The sequence below is a fragment of the Pseudomonas sp. SK3(2021) genome, assembly GCF_016772375.1.
GTDB classification, from domain to species: domain Bacteria; phylum Pseudomonadota; class Gammaproteobacteria; order Pseudomonadales; family Pseudomonadaceae; genus Aquipseudomonas; species Aquipseudomonas chlororaphis_I.
Window position 1 is genome coordinate 3,466,929 of sequence record NZ_CP061943.1, and the last position, 17,697, is coordinate 3,484,625.

Below are 17,697 nucleotides of genomic sequence, written 5' to 3' on the forward strand. Positions count from 1 at the left end.
ATGATCATTGACGGGAGATTATCGAGCAACGCGCTAGCGCATGTCCCGGAGTAACCTCTGCTGCGAGGGTGGCACCACCTGTGTGCATAAACACTGATGCGTGAAAGCGGATCATCGTTAGGAAACCGCCCAATGGCCAATCACAGTCCTACGCATTCGAGGTCAGCCCGCTGCAGGGTGGTGCGGGGATAGATGATCGAAAGCCAGACGATGGGGGTGTTTTGATCAAATTCAGCCGCCAATGTTCGCAGTTGGATGAGACGCGGAAAGTTTTCGGCCGCTGCAGATAGTGCAGCATTGGCAGAGGTCAAATCACCGGTTCTCCTATGCCGTTCAGCCAGTGAAAGAGCCATGCAGGCTTCCACATTCGTGGGCACCTTGATGCCATTTTTCTTGTAGCGTTGCGTGTAATAGCGATCCAGCTGGAGCTGGTGGTCAACCGGTGTCCATTCCGAGTCGCTGCCAAGCAATGCCTGCGCGACGAGGGAATCGACACTCGGCTTGTTCAACAGCTCCAATTCTTTGGCCGAATGCTTTCTGCCAGTTGGATCCCCGCCCAGGTAGGTGTCGGACAAATACCAAAAGGCGAGGAAGGACACATTCTGTGCTTCGCTCATTTGGGGCTGAATGCTCAGCCCCTTCTCCACCACATGATTGAGCCGATGGAGTTTGCGGTTGGGAAAAACAACCAGGCACTGGTCAAGTAGCTCTACCAAGCCTTGGAAGTACCGTCTCGATGTTTGGCTGTCAAAGCCTGGGGGATTGTAGATCCACACTGAGGGGTCGAGCCTCATCGTCAAGAGGTGGGGATTGTCCCACTCATAGTTGCTCGGCTCGTGCTCGATCTTCGTGGCCTTGCGGACAAACTCGATGATCACCGCCCTTACCAGGCGAAATAGCCCTTGGAAGGTGAAGGTGAGCTTCCCGTCGTCCTCACAGGTTTCTCTGTGACTGGCGAAGTGGAGGAACTCTTTGGTCAAAGGTTTGAGCGTGTGAACATAGCTTGAGCGGACGCCGTAGAGGTTCTGCAGTGCTGCTTCCAGATCACGGCGCCCTATCGGATGCTTCTGGGTATCAGCCTGAACCGAGAAATAATCCGCCGGCAGGTAAGCGAGGATGAATTGTACAAATCGAAAGCCAAGGCGCGGATGTATGACTTCCAACACTGCGTCCCTGACCTTTTGCGAGTGTTCTTCGCTGACGCCAGTGAGTGCCTCATCCACCCCAGATCGTTTTGGATCAGGAATATCTGTCCATTGCGGCTCGTGGCCATCAAATTTCTGGGCCAATGACTCAACGCACATGACCAAAAGGGTGTATGCCAGGTTGAGGTCATCGCTCATTCTGTGGACAGCGGCCACGTACGTTCTGATTGCCTGGATCGCAGCCAGGTAGGTGGTGCGCTGTAAACCGATCAATTGGTCTGCAAACTGTTCGAAATTCTGAAGCTCGAACTGAGTGGCCCTTACTGACGGATCATAAAAGCGCGCTAGCCGTTCACTGGGCTGCCGATCACCTGGTCGAAGTCGCTGGCGCAGTAAACGTTCGGCAACGTGAACATCTGGCGAGCAAATCACTTGCAAACTGAAGGAGGCCACGTCAGCAAAGTCGTCGATATAGGCTCCCATTGAGCGGGAAACGAGAACTCCTGGTTCCGGGTCAGCCGCTTCCATATACTCGGTCATTTCATAGCCCAATGTGGCTGGGGTATGCGATGTGTCCAGGTTGATCAGTGTTCCGATCCTAGAGCTTAACCGGTCGACAGCACCGAGATCCAAGTTCGTGTAAATCACCCCTTTGAGATCTTGTCGGCGTGGGTTTTCGCGATTTGTGAACAGCTTTCCGGTCGCAGCCTGTAGCACGGAAACTCCTTGATTGATAAACCCACGTTTATCGAGCTGGTAGAGGTTAGACAGCTTCCTTGATTGCGACGTCGTTTGCTTCAGCGGCATTGGATTCGACCAGATCGAGCGTGCCCTGCTCTTGCGTCGACAGTACCTTGGCGAGGAGCGTGTCCGTTTTGAGATTGTCGTACCTGTCCTCCAGGGTTTTCCGCAAACGCATCAGTCGAAGGTTGGCCGTGCTCACCAAGGCGCCATAAGTGGTGGCCCGCACTTGCCCATACTTGCGTGATTCATCACCCACCGTCTTGGAGGTACCCACTCCGGCAGCGATTGATTGCCCTACTACCCAGGCAGTAATGAACGGCGAACCGTTGATATAGCCTGATCCAGCGATGTCCTGAACGTATCCGTCGGCCTGGTTGACCTCCTGGCGGTTGAGCTTGAATCCACCCTTCTTCAGCTCAATCAGAAGAATGTTCTGCATCTGGGCGACCGAGGCATCTTGGGGGGCGAGATGCTCGATTCCCACCAGCTGTACAGTGGATCGATCTGGTAGTACCACGATGTCAGGTCGTTTCCGCTCGTTAATGAATGAAGCGTCGCCATCCCCCCAGAGCTGCTTCGCAACGCTTTTCAACGTCATGTTCGAGCAGTATTCCATCGACTCGAACTCGGGGCCAAACAACCAACGGGATCGCAGAATCAAAGGGTGTAGGGTGTGTAGCTCATCTGTATCTGGATCATCCGCAAGCCTGGCGATGGCCTCAATGACGCAGAGCCGGCCATCAATCTCGTCAAGCACGCGCAATGCGTCTTTGACAGACCAGTCTGCCAAGAGGGAGTCCAGGCCCTCAATATCGGTCGCAGGCAGGTTGGCAAGCTTCTGAAGCAAGGATGCCCCACTTTTGGATTTCTCCAGGTTGATGACTGCCTTCACCGCCGTGGCGAGGAAGTCTGGAGACACCATAGGGTGTGCTTGGGCGACAGCTTTCGTAAATTCCGTCACTTCGAGTTGAGCGCCATGGCCCAAAGACTTGAGCTCTGAACGGTTCTGTACCAGAGCATCCTCGGAGGTTGCTTCTACGACTTCAGCGGCCAGCTCATCCGCTACCTGACTGATACAGTCTGCAGCTGCCTTGAATAGCTCCTCGACGGCCGGCGTCGACTGAAATCCCGTCCAGTCTGGAAGCACGTGCCCTTCAAAGCCTTCAGTGTCCACGATGACCTTGTAGCGCTTGGCAAATCGTGTCCGTCCATCGAAGTTAGCGATCTGGCCGATTACCCACGAGGGGTTGCCTACAAGCCGGTGGTCGACCCAGAACGCCACGCCTTGGTGGATGGATGAATGGTTCTGCTGCGTAGAGTCGATGACGATGACTTTTGCTGTACGGCCATCACTCAACTTCAGGGGATGTGTACGCGCATGCTGCTCAAGCTTTGCCAGGGTAAGAGGCGTGCCGTTTACGCGAATCTGGAACCCGGGGTCATGAATGAATCGCGTGGCAAGAACCGTGATGATTTCCTTTGCATCCGGCATCTTGCGGGTGACCGACACGGATAGACGCGTGCCTGCGCCATCGCGCTCGGCAAACTCCTCTGAGCGCACCACAAACGGGCTGGGCCCCGACTCTGTACCCACCACGAAGGTGCTGAGCTTACCGTCGCGCCAGGTTTCTACCTGGTACTGATCGCCGAAGCAAAGAAGCCCATGACGGCCAACCCCGTTGCGCCCGTAGGCCTTCCTGAGTTTGGAGTTCTTGCCTTTAGGAAATTCAACCTTGGAGCTCTGGTGCTTGAGGCGGTTGTACCGAAGCGTCATCCATCGTTTGCTGAACTGCTGGGCCGACATCCCGTGACCATCATCGACAACGGTCAGCGTGCCACCAGGCTCAGAGGGTAGAATCAGGTCGACCTTGCTCGCACCAGCATCCCAGGCATTGGCCACAAGTTCAGTAAGTGCCACCTGCGGCACGTGCGCGACTGGGCCCAATTCACGGAGAAGGTAGTCCTCCTCAAACAATGAAAGATGACGGGTTTGGTCGGACATCGATTCCCTCCATGGAGTGGTTTTACCCGGCCATTTGCCCGGGTAAAGCAGTTGTCAGCAATCCTACCTGATTGGCTTGCTTAGCTAAATCCAAGAAGAGCTCCTCTGAGTACAAGTTCAATCGTCTTGGGGCTCGCTATCTGTCTTGTTGGCACGCCACCGGAGGCAAAGTCTGCCATCTTCGCCCATCACCCAGAACCCCGACCAAATTGCTAGCCAGAATTGTGCCTTCAGCAGAGGAGGCAAGGCCATTATCCGACCTAACTCCTGGAACACGGGGCGCAGGTTGAGTTTCTGTCCCAGCTTGGCACCATAGGTACGCTGTAAAGCGCTGCAGCGACGAATGCCAGCCATGGCGCGCCAAGGATGAACAGGCAGATGCCAAGTAAGCTCACAAGGATACCGACGCGAGCCGACCAAGTCGGATGAGGGTGCCGCGCTATAGAAAATTCCAACACCCTGGTCACCATCTGGGCGGGCCCAATGACCATTCCGACCGCCAACACCGTGACGATTGGAAGCCCCAGCTGCTGGAGCGAGGTCAGCAGGTGGACAGATAGGCTGGCCATCACGAAGGCGATGACCGTTAGCAGCCCTGCAAGGAGCCAAAATAGTCAGCGGTTACCATGATCCAGCGCAAGGGATGCCGGTGCTTCCCGCGCTGATCCTTTTCCAGCTTCGAGCGGCTTCGGTACTGCAAGCGAATGAGTCGGCAGTTCTAAGCAGTATGGGCACCGCATTGGATGCCCATGAGCTCTGCGAAAACCTTGAGGTCTAACCATTTCGTAAAGCCTCAAGTCCGTTATCCATAGCCAAAGCTGCACTCACAATCGTATTCACTGTTGCGCGATCAAACTCGTGATCTCGCTGTGAGTCGTGCGTGCCGCTGTTCAGGTAACTCCATTCAATAGAAGTCCCGCTTACCCGTAGCAACGCATCAAGCCCGGACAGGATATCCACCACGCCTTGGGCTGGGCCTTGGATCCTACCTAAACCACTCCGAAGCTTTATACACTTGTTGTTGAGCTCCCAATTTGCCCGCGGTCCAGCGAGTTTCAGCTCAAGCCGTCCGTCATGACGCCTCCCGAGCCAAGTCCAAGCTCGATCAGTCAGACTCTCGATCGCAGCCCTTGAATGGCGCAACGCATCACGCTTCTCTTCTGCCACCAATGAAGCATGCGCGAGCAGGACATAGTTCTTAGTAGGTGGGTCTGTATCGATCCGAAGGTGGTGCTCGCCTTGATGGGGAAGGAACCGGTACCGGCGAATTTGTGCCGCTCTCTGAGCACCAATCTCCTGCTGAATTCGATGCAGAAACTCTTCTGCATGCGAGGTCAGAATGACCTGCTTGGTATCGAGTAGACCGCTTTCGAAGAAGGTACGCCATATACCATCTCTATGCTCATCATCAATGGCGTTGACGACGTCGTCGAAGATCACTATAGGGCAATTTTCTGCGAGATTTTTTGCCAGCAAAATGGCTAGACCAAGGCACCGGATATGCCCTTCACTCAGGATCATCAGAGCATCGAAAAGTTCGCCTGGCTGACCTACGAACTCGATTTCTATTTTTCCGTTCTCTACGAGCGGCAACCTTAGGGCATGAATTTGTGCGGGTACAGGATCTTCACGGTTAAACGAGTTATAAAGTTCGCGCGCGCTCTCACCCAGTCCCTGAAGCAGCTGACTAGGCAACGCCGCAAGGTACGACTGTAGCTGCGGTAAGTAGGCATCATAAGCTGCCTTGATGCGCCTGTTATGATCAAGTGTCAGCGCTTCCCGACCGACCTCTTCGATCAGTTGCTGGTTGTCAGCTTCGAATTGGGCAATCGTTGCTTGTGCCTGAGTGAATTCAGCGAGGGCTTGAGATCGCAGTAGCCTACAGCGCTCAATTTCAGTCTTGAAGCCGTCAAGCCGCATACGCTCTTGTACCAGTGCTTGCCTTTCCTGGGTGATTTGACGAGTAGTAGCATCCGCTTGCTCGATCAGTGAGGCTAGCTGCAAGAGTGCTTGCCATGCCCTTTCATTTTCATCCATCCACGGCTGAAGCCAATTACCAACGGTGGTCGGCGAAAGCTCCGGTAATTGTGCTGCCTGAAGTTCTTTAAAACACACCTGTACCGCGACATCGCACACACGCCGCATTTCAGCATGCAGTGAGCGGAATGATTCGTTGAAGCTATTGGTAGCAGCTTCTGATTGTTGCTGCAGCGTTTTGAGCTCCGCGAGTTGAGCGAGTCCTACCCGCGCGCGATCGAATGGGTTCTGGGCGACACGATCCAACTGGGTACCGCAAGCTGGGCAAGCAATCGCGCCCTCCGCAAGTTGAAGGACAGCCTCGTACAGGTTCGAGTATGAGACCTCGCTAGCCCGTGCATTGAGCGCTTGCTGCGCAGCTTGGCTCGCTGCATGCAGCTGATATACCTGCCTCCGACTTTCCTCAAGACCAGCATCCGTGCATCCATGAATCAAGGGAACAGGGGATTCCAATACACCCTGAAGATACGCCAATCGGCCCTGTATTTGCTGCGTGCCGAAAATCCAGTCACTGCACGTTTGATAGGTACTACCTGGATGAATTCGTGCTGCAAGGGCTTCCTCCTGCTGGGCAAGTCCCACAAGGCACTGCTGATAGCTGTCGATTGTCTGCTGGGAGGCCGCGACCTGATTACGTCTACCATCTAGCTGCAACGCCTTAACGCTTGATATGTTCAAGTTCTCGTCAAGAGTGGCGTTGAAGCCGCGGACGAACTCGCTAAACTGATCAACACCAAACAACGTAGCGATCAACTGACGCTGATCACCTGGTGTCCTGGCGGCTATTCGACCAAAGTCATCAAGCCGATTTTTTTCCACAAAACAGAACCGGTAGTCTTCTTCGTTAGCCTGTATCTGGGTAGCGGCTTCACCATTGAGCGAGCAGAGCAGGCGTGGAGCTACATGGCGGCGAAGGCGCGCATTGTTGCAGTACGATCGATGATCAAAGCGCTTTGCTTCAGCCTCACTGATTGAGCCAAGCATCGCGGTTTCGAGAGCTTCGAAGAAGCTGCTTTTCCCCGTTCCATTCGGCCCGTAAACCAGTGTGATGTCGTGGCTCAGGTCAAAGACTTCAGGTTGCATGAACCCGCGAAACGGGCCAACCTCCAAACGATCCAACCGCAAGTGAGTGCGATTCGTCTGAGCGACTTGAGCAGCCTCCGGCAAATGGGTCACAGCTCCAGCCAAGTGCTGGAGTGCGATCGGAGCCAACCTACTGGAACGTCCTCGCCTTTGCGCACCTACTTCCGCCAGATGCTGCAGATTGATCATGACTAGGTTCGCCATCCGACGCACGTCGTCATGAACTGGCTGATCAGCCAAGTAGACCAAGAATCGCTGATACTCCGCTTGTAGACTCGACATGACTGCTCCGTGTGTTAACCAACCGTAGTCGCACCACCTCTTTGGGTAGCTGAACATGGAGCGTAGTCGGAAAAGAACACTGGTGGCCTAGTGATATAGACTCAGTGCTGCTGTTTTTTGTGTCGTCCGACTTCAGCCATCACTGATGAGAGTCGGCTAAATCAACCGCAAGCCGCCGACGGGATCGATAGCGCACAAAACCATGTGCATCAAAGCCTGACCTAAGCATCGTCGACTCCGCAATTTTGATAGGCTGCAAGCCACACATGCAGCGCTGAAAAGGAATCGTGCTTTGAAAAACTGGGTTTGGGTTCTGCCGTCGGAAGCAGTGGTCGGCAATCTGGTGATAGGACGACGCATCGTCAAAGTGACCAGCAAAAAGGAAATGCGCGAAGATACCAGGTGCAAAGTCACAGATCGTGCGATGTGGCCTGGCTACTACCAACTCGTCCTCATCGAGTAAAGACTTCGTCGGCCCCCTCAACATCGGCAACCCCGGCGAGTTCTCGATACTGGAGCTGGCTGAGAAGGTTATTGCGTTGACCAACTCCAAGAGCCAGCTCACGTTCCAGTCGCTGCCGTCCGATGATCCCAAGCAGCGCCGCCCCGACATCTCGCTGGCGCAGCAGGTGCTCAGTGGCTGGGCGCCCAGCGTGACGCTGGATCAGGGCTTGGTCCGCACGATCGAGCACTTCGACCGCTTGCTCAGGGCCGACGCGCCAAGCTGACCCACCCATGGGGGTACATGGGGCACCGTGGTGGAGCGTAACAACGAGGATTTTCGCTTGCTGGTTGATACGGCGCTGAGCGAAGCCTACAACTCAGATGACATTGAAAAGAAATACGACAAATACAAGCCATATAATAGATGTTCATGAGCTGCCTAAGCTACTGATTCGACAAACCCGCTTCTTATGCCAAAACCCGAGATCTGGATCTCTGCAGCCCGCCCTGTGGGTCCGCCGATCAGCAACTCAGGTAAGTATGGGTACTAGTATTTTCAGCTGTAGGAAGACAAACCAGGCGAAGCAACCGCCACTCGCTAGGAACAGGCTGATGAGAGTGAGCCGGCACAAGGGGCGCATCGTGTTTTGCCACTGCGCCACAATACGAGTGAACGTTAACGCAGATGCATCGGTGCGAAACAGGTAGATGAGACCTTCTGCATACGCCGACACCACGAGATTTCGAGGGGTTGGTAGCCGCGAGTGAAAATCCAGCGAGTTGTCGAACCAGCGCACCACCAAGTCGCCCTCCTTGCCCACCTTAGCCATCTTGACCTCGCTCTCATTCATGACGCTCAAGTGGAGGTTACGCAAAGGCGTATTAAGTGGGCAAAATCGATGTCCCGGCGTGAATTCCTGGTACTCGTTCGGTTTGAAATCCTCTCGCCAGATCGCTGTAGATGTCAGCTGGGCATACTCATGAAGTGCATACTCGATCCGTGCGGATGCGAATTCACCAAAGCCACCGTAGGCTGGAATGTCACCATGCTGAGTGATTTCTAGTGCAAGCTGGTATTTATTGGACTCTGGTTTAATTCTGTCCACATCTAGCTCATAGGGTTTAACGCTCCACCAGCGTCGCAGCTCATCCTCAACGAGCGCGAGCAGCCAGCGCCGCCCCTCAATGCCAAGGTATTCATCCTTCCCTGCAAGCGTGCGCTTTAGCAGAACCGGACATTTCAATTCGAACCAGATCACCGCTAACAAGTAAAAGACCCCGCCGACTAGTAACCAGCTCAAGGGCCCGACGGCCGCCTCCGCGCCTTTCAACGGGGGAGCTGCCTGAAGGAATGCGGCAACCATGCCCCCCACCGCTGCGAGCTTGATACCGGCGCTAGACTTCATCCGCGACCAGAACGACCAACTCGTCATTTGTCGAAACCGGTGATACGCCATTTCCTGGCGCGTGTTGCGTCGCTCAGCCAGGGCAGGCCTGTAGACCTCTTCATTCGGGAATTCATCGCAAAACCAGGAAATCCAGCTGAACTCAAACCGCTTCTCCCGACGCTTGTAACGACGGTGCTCTTTTTCCGATTCCACTATCCGCCGGCGCATCTCATCGGTGAGCACGAAGGCCTTTTTAGGCTTGATTGAGTCGTTTTGGTTTTCAGGTTCTGTTAGTTGGTTTTCAGCTGACAATGTGCTGCTCCTTGTCTGTTCGCTTCCTCGGGCTGTGAAAGCGGCGGTTCACAGCAAGCAAGTTAACGAACCAGATCAATGTCCTTGGCGTATACGAAGCCTTCGGTGGTGGTGATTGGTATGTTGGACGGGCTGCAGAAAACGTCGTGTTTGCCAATGTTGTTTTCAGCACGATAAGACCAGTCGAGCTCCTGGATTACCTTCTTTTCGCGAAGCTCTGGGATTTCTCGGCATTTGTCTGCAATAGTATTCGTAATGTTGAAAACGAATTTGTACATATCGAATCCGAGTTCGTAGACCCTTCCGTCAAGCCTTAGGCTAGGTTTTTGGCAGAACATTTCGAGGTCTTTCATGAGATTTGCGGCGTAGTCGAAGATCTCAGCGATATCACTCATTTCCCTCTGCACGAATCACAACTTGGCTTTGTAGTTTTTGTTTTTTTCGTCAGGTATCGTGCTCTCCATAAAAGATTTCACGCTTTTTGCGAGCACTTCTAGTGGTATTAGAAGGTGTTGCGAATGGCTAAGGAGAACATTTTCCTCGACTTTGACATGGAGACGAATTTCGTCGACGTCGCCGACATGGTGAAAATAGTTTCTGATAATCTGGAGCATTTTGAATTCTGGAGCAGTTTTGATGCTGCAGTTGAATAGCTCAAGCAGCTTATCAGCCGTAGAGTGGAGGTTATTCAGGTAGGTAAACAGCGTGTTGATGTCCCTCTCTTCAGAATGCCTGATGTCCAACAGTTCGCGTTGGCTGTGAAAATACCGATCAATAAACGTGTACCTCTCCATGTAGCTATGCTCCACTCCCCGGCTGATTTCACACCTTATATACTATGGCGTACCCATAGCTCTCAACAGATAGTCCGACACGGCAACGTTGCAAGTCGGGACAGTCCGCCGCTCGTGTGTGCAGGCCAATGCCAAGTTAGGCCATTTGGCTTCGTTTGCTGAATACTACAGTGCGCTTGGCTTCGTACCGCACAACCCCCACAAACCCTCGCCGCTTTAAGGTTTCAACCAGACGTCGAACGTCTGTGGATGTTGGGAGGTGTGCACGCTTCTTACCAACGAGGTCGGCATGCTCCTCTCCCAATAAAGGAAGTACCTCGGCCACATCAGTCCAACCGCAATTCATCTGCAGCGCCTGGATGACCATGTCTGTCCGTTTCGAGATGCTCAACGATGCATCGGAAAGACAATGCCGGATCACGGGCAAATAGCTCGCAGGGAATGTGGCCTGTTCCCTGTTAGCGCGGACGCAAGCGTTGGCGAGTTCCATGACCGAGCCATCCCAAGTACTGAACATCTCCGCAGTGATGCCCTGCCACATAGTCATTGTATCGGCTAGGGAGGCGACACCAGAGCGGCTGAGGGCGGTAACCAAACCAATCGGCAAGCTAGACAGGCTGAGAGTGTTACGGGCTTCCCGCCAGTGATAGACAATATAGCGTGCCTCCAGTGGGGGATCGCTCTGAGCAATTAGCTCCCTGATTTCTGAGCTGAATGGGACGAAGGAGGCGTCGGAGAAAAAGGGCCATCGGGTCGTCGGGACGGAGCTTTTCAACAAGACAGACGGCGCCAGGACGATCGACGAGAAAAGGGACTTAATGGTGTCATTGCTGACCTGCTCATGTTGAATGAGGAACGTCTGCAACTCCTCCTCGCCTTCCGCCCCCCAAAGCTCTTCGGCCAGCCTTGCTGAGTTGCGTGTGACAAAGTCGATAAAGGTCGGAGCAGCAGTGTGACCGAGATCTATCCGTTCAGCCTCGGACGACGGGACGTCTCCGCTCGTCATGATGACGTTATCGAAGAATGTCCATACAGTAGCCCCGATGTTGCACAGACGCTCAGACTCCATGGCCGGCAACCAGAGCGCATGAGGAAGCCTTTCAATATCCGTGATCAAGCAAGTGGTATGTTTGAAGAGCGCTAGCCGAAGCGCCTCCATTTCTTCGGTACCTTCCAGGAGTGCGAACAGGCCAAGCAGTGAGCTCTCCGTTTCAGGTAAGGCACCCTCCTGACTCAGCAATCCACACACGTACTCGGAAGCTGATTGCTCAATCAGTTGATCGAAGCCCACGAGCTCTAACTGGGTAAGCCGATGATGGGAAACGGTGGCGGGTTCGGTGGCAGGCTCCAGGGTGCTGCGTAGCAGTTTCAACATCGGCAATGTAGGACTCAGGCACCCCCACTCCACCAGCGCTCTGAGCTCGTCAACGGTAGCTGTGTCGCTGACATTCCAGAACTGCGCGGGTCTCTCTCTGAGCCAAGCCCAGCCCATCTGGTCGGAAGCCAGCCCGGGAATCAGCTTGGAGACATCGCGCAGGTCGTTGATGATTTTGAACAACGTGTCGCTGCGCCCTTGTAGCTGTTCAAGCTGGTCGGCCGTCAGGCTGTCCAAAACCATGACCACCAGATCTTCGCGAACAAGGTTCGTCTTGTCGTACGCAACGAGTTCATTAATGAGGTTGGGATGGTTCTTGAACAGTGCCTTGATGAACGGATTCTTCGCCTCCTCTGGCAGTAGTTCGACCACCTCAGCAAGGCGCCCCAGGTGCTGATGGCTACTTTTGATGATTACCGACAGCTTATCTTCCCTGGACTGAACGTCATCCAGGCGTGAGCGAACGAGCTCTGCTATCAAGTGCACCAGCAACCCTTTCCCTTTGTCGATCGAGTCGAAATCTAACTTGCTCGCAACGCGCTCAGGATTGCGTATCGGGGTGGCGACATCGAGCATTTCGCCCCGGGCAAGTGCCATCGTGAGCATCTTGTCCGACTGGCTCAGCGAGCCTTCGTAGAAATAGCCTAAGTAATCGGTGTAATCGGTGTCCAGGTTGCCTCGGCGCAGCATGAACGTGATCAGCTCGTAACCTTTGAGCCTAGTACCAAATGACTCTCCATAGTTATTGCTGCACGCCTCCCGGAAAGGCATGGTCTTGAGCTTGGTGATTTTTGTCTGGATGGCGCTTATTTCATCATCAATCTCGTCGAGTGATACTTCAAGGCCCGTGATGCGTTCAGGATACGACAGCTCCTGCAACACTAGCTTCGGACTCAAGGGCTCCCCTCTCTGATTTCCGTATGACCTAGAATTGACAGACGGATAGACGTTCCTCTGGCTGACCACGCGGTTGAACACCTCGTCCTCGATAAACTCCATCAGCGAGATTTCCGAATAATCTTCCAACCACAGGATATTGGCATGTCGGATGGTGCTTTTACGGATTAACTCAAACCAGACACATGCACGAAGGCTCGCTATATCATCGGAGACTTCAGCCTTATGCTCCTTCAGGCGTTGTCTCAACTCGGCGATGGAGCTCTGAAGGCGCTGAGTTTCAGATTTGACCCATGCGGGATAGCCCTCGATTACTTGGTAGACCACACCTTTGCGTTTGAGCAGATCCGAATACACCTCCGGATGAAGGTTCCTCAAGGCCACCATCGCAAAGAGCTTGTTCGGGTCAAGCGGCAAGCCGTCATTTGCGAGAATGTTTGCGTAGATGTCGAACTCGTTCACGATGTTCTTGATCAGCCGCATTTCATCGATGTGGTACCCCACCGTCTCGATCAACTTGGGCGTGAGGCCTGCGTTGAGCGGTTGGCCGCCCACGTGCCGCTGCCCCAGTAACTCGATCAGTTTTTCTCGTGAGTTCTCCGAGTTCACCACTGGGATGATGGGGATGATAAGGTCGAAAAATTTCGTCTTGTCTGTGACAGTAAACATCTCATCCCGCAGCGCATAGATAAAATGGATGGGACGCTTGACCTGAGGGGACTGGCGGATGATGAAGTTGATCTCACGCAGCCTGAAGAAGATCTCCTGGATGTCGAACCTGTCCAGATCTTCGATCACCACGACGTCGATGTCGCTGCGCTCGAAGCAGTAGATGATCTCATCGATGTTCTTGTGCAGCACTGAGCCATGATGGGTCGCTTCGAGCTTACCGCCCTTGAGCGTAAGGCCATCGACGCTGAAGAGTGAGAGCAGCTTCAAGCCTGAGTACAGGGCCCACACACCGCCAGCCACAACCACACCAAGGGCGACGGGCTCGGGCACCCACATCAGCCCTTTCAATGCCCAATCCTTTGCTACCTCGGAAAGGGTCTGCAACTTCGGTGCGCCCAGCCGTAACGCACAGACCCCGATCGCTGCGACACACAGGGTACGCCAGCAAATGCGTAACGTTGATGCGTGAGAAATGCGCTTGAGTCGTGTCTTGGGTAGCTGCTTCGCTTGTACCGAGTAAAGGAGCTGCTGGACGATCGTCTCTTCGATCCGATTGATCAGGTCGTCACTGACTGCCCCATCGGTGTTGACCGCAACGGGTGCAGGCCCAGGTGCTTCAAGCGTCCTAGGCACAGATGACTCATCAAGCGGCTTTAGCGAGACAGCGGTGGGAGCGTTCGCCTTGGTGAACGTGGCCAACGATACGAAAGTATGTTTGACGCTGCGGTGGTGTTCGAAAAACGTCTTCAGGACACTGCTCTTCCCTGCCCCATAGCCGCCGGTGATTGCGATGTTGAGCACTTCCTCGTTGTGCAGCGCTCGCAAGAGCTCGCGCTCATACCGTGCGACCCTGTCGTCCTCCACAAACACCGGGGTCAAAGGCTCGAAATATAGTCCATCCTCATTACGCCAAGCTATGAACGATCGCCGTGTCGCCCGTCCCCCGGCAACAAGCGCCCACCAACAGCGGCTGGCGCCGCGTACGATTTTCCCTAACATTTCCTGATCCTGGTTCTTGGCGTGCCGTGTAGTGCTGGACGCACTCGCCTTCAGTACTCATGCCGACGTAGTCACAATGCAGGCCTACGCGCCACCTCAATAGCGGCTATATGCCATATATGGAGGTTTTGCGCTATCCAGAAGCAGGTGGGTTGTTACCAACTTCTCAGCGACGCGAGTGAGTTTTGTCTGCCGGTTACCCTGGCGTCTGGGTTTTTCGGGTTGTATTTGCAACGAGGAAAGCCTGAGCAGGATAAAGCTGCGGTGGAGTTTTGCGGGAATGCACCTCACGCGTTCAAGCGAGTGGCGATCGTGACATCATCGCTGAGCAAGGCGACTGTTGAGCAAGCCTTCAGGAACATCGCAGCGGGCCGTACCGCCGATCCCTTTCATCCAGCTCTATTGGTTGCTCTCCTCCTTCTTCGCTGCCTTTACCGAGGTGGTTACCTTCGGGTGCGTGATATGCCAGAAGTGAGCGCATCACCCGCCGGGCACCAGTTTGTTACGCCATCCAGCCATCAGTAGATAGCATCAGCCTTAACTTTTCCGTACTTGAGGCCGGTAGAACGTATGAAATTGCCAGATGGCCCAAAATCATTCGAATCAATGCGTGGAAATCACGAATTGGGTTGAAAAGAAGAAGTGGAAAACCACGATACGGCGTGCTTCCTACTCCGCCCCTCCTGCACAGCCACAACACGTCACTAGAAGTCTTCAACAGATAAGTTAGAGGCCCCTAATGAACAAAAAACTGTGAACATTAAGTTCCAAAAATCGTAGGAAAGCCCAGTAGTGATTGATGTAAGGATCGATCGTGAACAATTAACATCGCCCACTTAAACCAGATGCTATGTCAGAAATGTTCATGAGCCTCGTAAGGTACTGATTCGACAAATTCTTTTTTGAAGCCTACTCTCTCAACGGGCGATGTTCATGATGAATCCTTGAATGAGGTAGCTGCCGATGAAACTGATTCAGTGCGGTTTCTCTTCAGGTCAACGACTGTGGATGTTTCAGCGACTTATGATATTTCTATCTCCGAGAAACCTGGAAGCTTGGCAAAGAAAAAAATCCATCATGAAATCAAACCTCAGGAAACAGATAGAATTAGGTTTAAGCTCCATTCAAAATTTAGCGCAGATCCTGACGGAATGTCGCTTTATCTCATTCAGGCTGATGTTTACTATAATGAGGAGGTGGCGCCAGCTTCCTTCCGGCGGACTTTAGTAAATATTCGCCCATCGCAGGTTAGCAAGGGTTCGTACTTTGGAAATTACTCAAACGAAACGTTAAAAAACAATAAGAGCTTGGCTCGCGAGATTCTTAAACTTCATACAGATGGAGTGGGTGTCGAGGATTATGTGATCGAAGTCTTGGAGTCATGGATGTTAGCGCCTGACACGGTTTAACCTAAATTCGACCACGCGGAGTCACCAGGTGTTCATCGACTGTATTGAGCATCAGCATAAGAATCTTGACGAAAACAAGATCAACATCTCAGGGACATGAAGAATCACAGCGTTTCCTTCGCACAGCCCCAGCCAAGATACCGGATCCCCTGTGGCGGCTCATGCAATAGATGTTCATGAACTGCCTAAGCCACTGATTCGACAAATCCGCTTCTGACGACCACAAGTGGCTAGCGTCGAAGACGCAGATTCGAGATTGACTACAAGTACCATTTATAAAATGTGCTTGAACAGTAACCCTGTCGGAGAGTTTGCACGAGCAATTTGTTCTGCGCGCAGATCTTTATACTTTGTCCTGATGTCCTTCAGATTAGGGAGACCAACCATTCCTAAAACACCACCCAGCGCGCCTAGGGCCACATTTCCTGTCAGAGCCCCCGCTACTCCGATTGTTCCGGCAGCTAGGCATGATGCAACGTCGATTCCGTAAAGCTTGAGTTTTTTATTACGCGCGTCTTTCAGCGCCGCTTGGTGCGCCGCGAAAGCCCGATCCAGGTTTTCGACGACTTGGTCGGCTGTCCGGAAGTAATTCTCTGGTCGCACTTTGATCAGCTCAGAAACACCCTGACCCAGTAAAGACCTCAGTTCTTCAGCCAAACCAGCCTTCCGGATGTTTAACACTGTTTCCGGAGGAACGTTGCCGAGCCACTCTAAATTTTTATCTGCCTCAGCGCTCAATGCACGCATCACATGCATGCTTTTTCGATCATCAATTGGACGCTCTACCACTCCACCTTGGTAGTCCAGCATCCAATTGAAGTACTTCCACGACGTCTCCGCGCCTATGAATGGTGTCCCACCAAAGTGATTAGCGCACTGCTGAGAAGCCAATGCTTGGGGCATGCGTCCCAAGCAAGCATGCAACACATGATTTCCTGCTATAGCAGGGTTCAAGCCTGGGGTGGCTCCATCTTTCATAGCCCTGACCAGTTGCGCACGAGCATCTCTCCCCCAATCTGTATTAATGACCAGTCGATCAGCACCTTTAAGCTCGCCAAGCACTGCGTCGATAGAAGGCAGCTCTTCACAAAACTCCACCAAGTGTTCAACGGACTCGAAATCACGGCCAAACAGGTAGCCGCCATGATCACAGGACAGAGGCCGGCTCTGCTCAGCTAGCAGCTCTCTATCTTCATCATTCATATCCCTTGGATTAGGTGAAATGACCACCAGTGGAGGCTCTATTTCCGCCAGTGCGATATCCCTATAAGTCATCGCATTCAAAACGTGCTTGATAAATAGCTCAACGACCTGTTTGGCTGGCAATGCTTCAAAAAGCGGGGCGATCTTGAGAATCGGGCAAGGGAGCACGATAGTGTCGATGTAAAGTCCAGCAGTCGATACAACGTTTTCCCAATGCGCGGGGAACAGGTCACCAGAGAAGGTAGCTTTGAACTGCTGGCCATCTTGAAGGTGGAATGCGGCTGGATCTGACACCGATGACCAGAACTCCCTGATACCCTCTGCGAGTTCAGGCAGAGCTTTTGTGCAATGCTTCACCAGCTCGTCATTTCTCACCGCAACTGCAGCCGCCTGTGCAGGTGTCGCATCAGCCTTGACCATCGGCTTGTAAAGAAAATCGAATTCCCGGAACAAAAAATCAAAATATACACTTTGGATTTTTTGCAAGCTTACCGATTTTTTAGAGTCCTCTCGGTAGGCAAAGGCTCTGATGGCCAGAGTCATGGCGCGAATCCGACCATCAACAGTTGTCGGATCGACAAGGCCATCAGGGCGTAACCGAATCGCCATTAAACTTCCTCTGAAGTCATCTACCAGATGCGCTGCAACATGAAGTTTTCCCTCTTCGAGCCGGGCTCGGAGCAAGAAGACTCTGTCCGTGAGATCCTGAACTTCTTCTTCGGAGTATTGGCGCATCCTGGTCATCTCTTCATCGTTCAATGGTGGGTCGGTACTAACGTCCCTCAGATATTCTATTGCAGATCACGCTGGCAGCGTACGCGACCTTGCTTTCATCGTTGCGAAATGGATCACGGGCGTGCCTACACTTGGCCTGACATCCCTGCCTTATCTGCGCAACCGACTGCAGCCGC

General features: G+C 53.3%; 11 protein-coding genes. 3 read left to right on the plus strand and 8 right to left on the minus strand.

Going from position 1 to position 17,697, the window contains the following annotated elements:
- Positions 1–140: 140 nt before the first annotated feature.
- From IF690_RS15540 to IF690_RS15550, 3 genes are all read right to left on the minus strand, one after another.
- Positions 141–1,952 carry a hypothetical protein gene (locus tag IF690_RS15540; protein WP_252189480.1) on the minus strand — a complete coding sequence of 604 codons (1,812 nt, stop codon included), beginning with the start codon at positions 1,950–1,952 and terminating at the stop codon, positions 141–143.
- Entirely contained in the window at positions 1,909–3,891 is a 1,983-nt protein-coding gene (locus tag IF690_RS15545; RefSeq protein ID WP_202696346.1) for an ATP-binding protein, read from the minus strand. Before IF690_RS15545 ends, IF690_RS15540 begins: the two co-directional genes overlap by 44 nt.
- 774 nt (positions 3,892–4,665) lie before the next feature.
- Positions 4,666–7,293, minus strand: a complete 2,628-nt coding sequence (locus tag IF690_RS15550; RefSeq protein WP_202696347.1) for an AAA family ATPase — start codon at positions 7,291–7,293, stop codon at positions 4,666–4,668.
- Positions 7,294–7,585: 292 nt separating this feature from the next.
- Between IF690_RS15550 and IF690_RS15555 the strand changes: the two genes are divergently transcribed.
- Together IF690_RS15555 and IF690_RS15560 are read left to right on the plus strand one after the other, a co-directional pair.
- Complete coding sequence (locus tag IF690_RS15555; RefSeq protein ID WP_202696348.1) at positions 7,586–7,756, plus strand: hypothetical protein; 171 nt, start codon at positions 7,586–7,588, stop codon at positions 7,754–7,756.
- A 76-nt stretch (positions 7,757–7,832) separates the two neighbouring features.
- A complete protein-coding gene (locus IF690_RS15560) occupies positions 7,833–8,021 on the plus strand; it encodes a hypothetical protein (RefSeq protein WP_202696349.1) in 189 nt (62 codons plus the stop codon).
- Positions 8,022–8,267: 246 nt separating this feature from the next.
- Here the strand turns inward: IF690_RS15560 and IF690_RS15565 are convergent, their stop codons facing one another.
- From IF690_RS15565 to IF690_RS15580, 4 genes are all read right to left on the minus strand, one after another.
- Entirely contained in the window at positions 8,268–9,437 is a 1,170-nt protein-coding gene (locus tag IF690_RS15565; RefSeq protein ID WP_202696350.1) for a hypothetical protein, read from the minus strand.
- Positions 9,438–9,499: 62 nt separating this feature from the next.
- Positions 9,500–9,832: a hypothetical protein gene (locus IF690_RS15570; RefSeq protein WP_202696351.1), complete on the minus strand. Its 333-nt coding sequence runs from the start codon at positions 9,830–9,832 to the stop codon at positions 9,500–9,502.
- Positions 9,833–9,847: 15 nt separating this feature from the next.
- Positions 9,848–10,231, minus strand: a complete 384-nt coding sequence (locus IF690_RS15575; protein ID WP_202696352.1) for a hypothetical protein — start codon at positions 10,229–10,231, stop codon at positions 9,848–9,850.
- Between the two features lie 136 nt (positions 10,232–10,367).
- Positions 10,368–14,174 (minus strand): YobI family P-loop NTPase, encoded by a 3,807-nt coding sequence (locus IF690_RS15580; RefSeq protein WP_202696353.1) that lies wholly within the window; start codon positions 14,172–14,174, stop codon positions 10,368–10,370.
- A gap of 944 nt (positions 14,175–15,118) precedes the next feature.
- Between IF690_RS15580 and IF690_RS15585 the strand changes: the two genes are divergently transcribed.
- Entirely contained in the window at positions 15,119–15,583 is a 465-nt protein-coding gene (locus IF690_RS15585; RefSeq protein ID WP_202696354.1) for a hypothetical protein, read from the plus strand.
- A gap of 273 nt (positions 15,584–15,856) precedes the next feature.
- On the opposite strand, the gene IF690_RS15590 is transcribed toward IF690_RS15585, so the two are convergent.
- Positions 15,857–17,521 carry a hypothetical protein gene (locus IF690_RS15590; protein ID WP_202696355.1) on the minus strand — a complete coding sequence of 555 codons (1,665 nt, stop codon included), beginning with the start codon at positions 17,519–17,521 and terminating at the stop codon, positions 15,857–15,859.
- Positions 17,522–17,697: the final 176 nt, after the last annotated feature.

Excerpts from the sequence above, each read along its gene's own strand:
- IF690_RS15545 (WP_202696346.1), bottom strand. The coding sequence starts at position 3,891 with ATGTCCGACCAAACCCGTCATCTTTCATTGTTTGAGGAGGACTACCTT.
- IF690_RS15575 (WP_202696352.1), bottom strand. The coding sequence starts at position 10,231 with ATGGAGAGGTACACGTTTATTGATCGGTATTTTCACAGCCAACGCGAA.
- IF690_RS15550 (WP_202696347.1), bottom strand. The coding sequence starts at position 7,293 with ATGTCGAGTCTACAAGCGGAGTATCAGCGATTCTTGGTCTACTTGGCT.
- IF690_RS15570 (WP_202696351.1), bottom strand. The coding sequence starts at position 9,832 with ATGAGTGATATCGCTGAGATCTTCGACTACGCCGCAAATCTCATGAAA.
- IF690_RS15580 (WP_202696353.1), bottom strand. The coding sequence starts at position 14,174 with ATGTTAGGGAAAATCGTACGCGGCGCCAGCCGCTGTTGGTGGGCGCTT.
- IF690_RS15540 (WP_252189480.1), bottom strand. The coding sequence starts at position 1,952 with ATGCCGCTGAAGCAAACGACGTCGCAATCAAGGAAGCTGTCTAACCTC.
- IF690_RS15590 (WP_202696355.1), bottom strand. The coding sequence starts at position 17,521 with ATGCGCCAATACTCCGAAGAAGAAGTTCAGGATCTCACGGACAGAGTC.